Source organism: Microcoleus sp. BM001215392 (assembly GCF_036700185.1).
GTDB lineage: Bacteria > Cyanobacteriota > Cyanobacteriia > Cyanobacteriales > Microcoleaceae > Microcoleus.
The window spans coordinates 1-3604 of record NZ_JAUBOJ010000555.1; the positions used below are offsets into that span (position 1 = coordinate 1).

General features: G+C 45.3%; 7 protein-coding genes. 1 reads left to right on the plus strand and 6 read right to left on the minus strand.

Annotated features, from left to right (window positions below; all coding sequences use genetic code 11):
- Positions 1–11: 11 nt before the first annotated feature.
- From QT974_RS32525 to QT974_RS32550, 6 genes are all read right to left on the minus strand, one after another.
- Entirely contained in the window at positions 12–296 is a 285-nt protein-coding gene (locus tag QT974_RS32525) for a helix-turn-helix domain-containing protein (protein WP_333472489.1), read from the minus strand.
- 50 nt (positions 297–346) lie between these two features.
- Positions 347–616, minus strand: coding sequence for a type II toxin-antitoxin system RelE family toxin (locus QT974_RS32530; RefSeq protein WP_333472490.1), 270 nt, complete (start codon positions 614–616; stop codon positions 347–349).
- Between the two features lie 210 nt (positions 617–826).
- Positions 827–1105: a CRISPR-associated endonuclease Cas2 gene (gene cas2, locus QT974_RS32535; RefSeq protein ID WP_333472491.1), complete on the minus strand. Its 279-nt coding sequence runs from the start codon at positions 1103–1105 to the stop codon at positions 827–829.
- A gap of 284 nt (positions 1106–1389) precedes the next feature.
- Complete coding sequence (cas1, locus tag QT974_RS32540; RefSeq protein ID WP_333472492.1) at positions 1390–2454, minus strand: CRISPR-associated endonuclease Cas1; 1065 nt, start codon at positions 2452–2454, stop codon at positions 1390–1392.
- A 274-nt stretch (positions 2455–2728) separates the two neighbouring features.
- Entirely contained in the window at positions 2729–3133 is a 405-nt protein-coding gene (locus tag QT974_RS32545) for a type II toxin-antitoxin system VapC family toxin (RefSeq protein WP_293271810.1), read from the minus strand.
- Positions 3133–3357, minus strand: a complete 225-nt coding sequence (locus tag QT974_RS32550) for a DUF2281 domain-containing protein (protein ID WP_333472493.1) — start codon at positions 3355–3357, stop codon at positions 3133–3135. The genes QT974_RS32545 and QT974_RS32550 overlap by 1 nt, the downstream gene beginning before the upstream one ends.
- A gap of 33 nt (positions 3358–3390) precedes the next feature.
- On the opposite strand from QT974_RS32550, the gene QT974_RS32555 reads away from it, so the two are divergent.
- Positions 3391–3604 (plus strand): hypothetical protein (locus tag QT974_RS32555; RefSeq protein WP_333472494.1); only part of this gene is annotated, 214 nt, incomplete at its 3' end.

Sequence of the window (3604 nt, forward strand, 5' to 3'; positions counted from 1 at the left end):
ACTTTTTGGCTCTACTCGCGGAGCATCCCTGTTCCAAAACTGTCCGAAGTATTGTCTAGCAGAAAGTCCATTAAAGCCAAATGGCGCAAATCAGTAGCAGTAGGAGACCGTCGGTTTTTCCCCCGCTTAAACCAACCCCGCACCGTCGAATCAGAACGAGAACAAATAAAAGCAATCTCCTCATGAGTCACTTCCCATTTAGCATAAAACTGTCTCGGTGTCATACCCAATTGACATTGACTGTAAACGGCAATCAAATAGCGTTCTCTACTTGTCAAACTTCGCGGCTTTTTCATCCTCAAAAACCTCCAAATCTTCAAGTAAATTAACCAGGCATTTACCGCTGCTAGTGCGAATCAATTTCCTGAATCGAAATTGTTTGATCTCCCGCATACTCCCAATAAAATCTCAGCGCCATCGAAGCCGCAGAACCCCAAACTTCACCTTTTTTGTGCCTGTATCGGTGCGTTCTCAAGCTTCTGTATTCAGGGCCCTCAGATGCTATTGTTTGAAAAGCTTTGTGGTATTGCTTTTGAACTTGGACAGGAAGCGATTTCAGTTGTTTTTGGACTTTTGGAGAAAACCGCAGCCGAAACTTAGCAGCTTCATCGCTCATAAATCCCCTAGAAAAACAGGGAGAACAAGAGTTACGCAATCGGCGTATATAGTAAGGTGCGTCAGCTTCAAAATCTTCAATAATTGTTCGAGAAATTCGACTGACGCACCCTACGAAAACTACGAAAACCTTATTTCTTAGTCTGCGGAGGCAGACTTTGCTTGTGTAGACGCGGTTTCAACCGCCGAGTCATAAAGCAAACCCCCAAAACTAAACAATAAAAGCCTCATCGTCTATGGCAAACTTTGGCTGCACTCCCAGCACTATTACCTTGCATCGACAGTGAGCAGAAAGAGGATAAAATCGGATTTGGTCTTGCCGTTTGTTTAGCAATTTCAACAGCCGTTTTTGCAGTTGTTCTTGCCGTTTTTCATCCAACACGCACTCAAATACCGACTTCTGAACTCGGCAACCGCAAGTTTCCAATAACTTAGAAATCTTCAGCCGGCGGCGGTCATCCACAATGTCGTAACAGATGAGGTAAAACATTAGATATCTCCAAAAATTCTTGTGGAATAGGCATCTTGTTTGTTCAAGACAGGTTTTTCTGGAGATATCAATTACACTCTCCAAAAATTCTGGTGGAATAGGCATCTTGCCTGTTCAAGACAGGTTTTTCTGGAGATATCAATTACACTCTCCAAAAATTCTTGTGGAACAGGCATCTTGCCTGTTCAGGACAGGTTTTTCTGGAGACATCAATTACATTCTCCAAAAATTCTTGTGGAACAGGCAAGATGCCTGTTCAAGACAGGTTTTTCTGGAGATATCGATTACATTTTCACCAGTACGGGATATTCATCTTCCCAGTCATTAGAATCCGCAGCAGCGTTATTTTTGGGAAGCGTCCAAACCAGCGGGCGGTAATGCTGAACGTCTCCCAAAATGCAGGCGATATATTCGCGTACCTGCAATTCCAAACAGTGGCGATAGCTAACCGTTCCTGCATGGGGATGCGTTACCAAAGTCCGCAATTTCTCTTCCCAATGCTGGATGAATGTTTGGAGGGCGCGAGGCGAAAGCAAGGCGTCGCTGCCGTTTTCAGGGATAATATCTCGCGCGGTAATGATGCGGGATTTGGCTAAGTTGACGGCTAATTCATCTACCAGCATCGGGCGAAATTCTGCCATTAAATCGCAAACAAGGGGTTTTTGGTGCTGGCTGGGAACGTGTAAGTGACTGATGTCCGCATCCAATCCCAATAACTGCACAAAAGCGGATGTTTGTTGGTGCAGCAGGGTATTTCCCAGGTTCAGCATTCGGTTGATGGGGTCAGTTGGATGCTGCAAATCGCGCCACCGAAAACCCAAATTAAAGGGTAGCAATGAGCCGAGGGCGGGATAATAAAAGCTCTCGGCGGTGACATCGTATCCCCGTAGTTCATCGATGGAATAAGCCATCGGCAAGTCATCCATTAACAACCTGAAAAAAGCGCGGTAAACTTCAGGCTCAAATGCAGCGCTGCTGACGTGCAACTGCTGGAGTAAGACGCTTTCATTGTGCATTTTTGCCCAAGTGATGCTCTCAGCAAAAGCGCGAACGAATTCGGGGTCTTGCAGCCGTTTTAGTTGCTGGAATCGGTATTTTGCCGATTTTTTTGAATCGGGTTCGCAGTTGCCCAATTCTTGGCCTTGCTGGTTGATATAATAGATGGGAATTTGCCGAGAAAATGCTAGTTTGACGGCTTGGCGCGATAGCTGGCAAATCCCAAACAGAATAATTTGGGTGACTTGCGTGACTGGTACGCTTTGACACAAGTTGTCTTTGTGGATTACTTGGAAATGATGCTGTTGGACGCTGAGAATTGAACCGGGGTCAGTGATGTATACTGCGGTCATGTTTTCCCTCTGTATGAAATTGGTACTGGGGCTAAGTGGCGGTTTGAGAGATGTTTGTTTCGCTCTCTCTCGCTCTCTTTGGGCCCTGTATTTCTATGTTCTCAGAGGGGTATTTGAGTTCGTATTCGAGTACGAGGGGGGTGTATATGAGTTCGTATATGAGTTTCGTAGGTTGGGTTGAGCGAAGCGAAACCCTACTCTGGGCGGGCATCTTTCGTTGGGTTTCGTTCCGGTTCCTGAGCGAAGTCGAAGGGCAACCCAACCTACAATTTACTCACCAAATTGTCTGAATATTGGTTAACGCTTGAATTTTAGCGTCGCGAGTGACTAAGGGAAGACTCAAAGATAAAGCAGTAGCAGCAATAATCCTGTCTGGCATATCTGGCACTACATCGCGGGGAATCTGACGCAGAGTTTGTGCTGTTATTAGATCCAAAGGGGCGCTTGCTAACCCAGTATCTGGATCGGATAAGGCATTAATTAACTGCTCAAATGCCTCTTCAGGCAATCGATATCTTTCTACTAGATAGCCTACTTCTACCACGGAAATCGCGGACACATAAATCGGATAGCCCCCTGCCAATGCTGTATCCAAAGCAGTCATTGCTGCTTGCGATAATCGAGCAGTCTCCCGCAAATACCAGATTATTGTATGAGTGTCGGCTACAACGGCTGTCATTAAATATCCTCTCTCGGAAAATTTCCCCACATTTCTTTTCTCGCTTGGGCAATATCTTCTTCCGTAATATCGATATCTAAATTAGCCCACATTCCTTTGACGCTTTTTAACGGTCTTTTAGGAATAATTTTATGTTGAAGAAACTCAGCAAAATCTAAAACTTGTTGCTGCTTATCCGGGGGTAATGCCCGCAACTTATCTAAAACTGCTTGCTCTAAATTCATCGTTTATTTTCCTCCAAAATAATCGTCACGCCTTTGCTTAACAAATCTAATAGCCCTGGACGCACGGGTGGGTGGCCAGAAACCGGGATTTTCCCGATCGCCCTTGGCAGGACACGGCATTGCTGTTTCCCTAGAGCCGATCGCACTTTTTGCACAAATCATTTAGCCTTACTATATAATTGTACTGGAGTCCAGCAATACTTCGGACAGTTTTGGAACAGGGATGCTCCGCGAGTAGAGCCAAAAA

Coding starts and splice junctions, on each gene's coding strand:
- QT974_RS32545 (WP_293271810.1), bottom strand. CDS start 3,133: ATGACAGCCGTTGTAGCCGACACTCATACAATAATCTGGTATTTGCGG.
- QT974_RS32550 (WP_333472493.1), bottom strand. CDS start 3,357: ATGAATTTAGAGCAAGCAGTTTTAGATAAGTTGCGGGCATTACCCCCG.
- QT974_RS32530 (WP_333472490.1), bottom strand. CDS start 616: ATGAGCGATGAAGCTGCTAAGTTTCGGCTGCGGTTTTCTCCAAAAGTC.
- cas1 (WP_333472492.1), bottom strand. CDS start 2,454: ATGACCGCAGTATACATCACTGACCCCGGTTCAATTCTCAGCGTCCAA.
- QT974_RS32525 (WP_333472489.1), bottom strand. CDS start 296: ATGAAAAAGCCGCGAAGTTTGACAAGTAGAGAACGCTATTTGATTGCC.
- cas2 (WP_333472491.1), bottom strand. CDS start 1,105: ATGTTTTACCTCATCTGTTACGACATTGTGGATGACCGCCGCCGGCTG.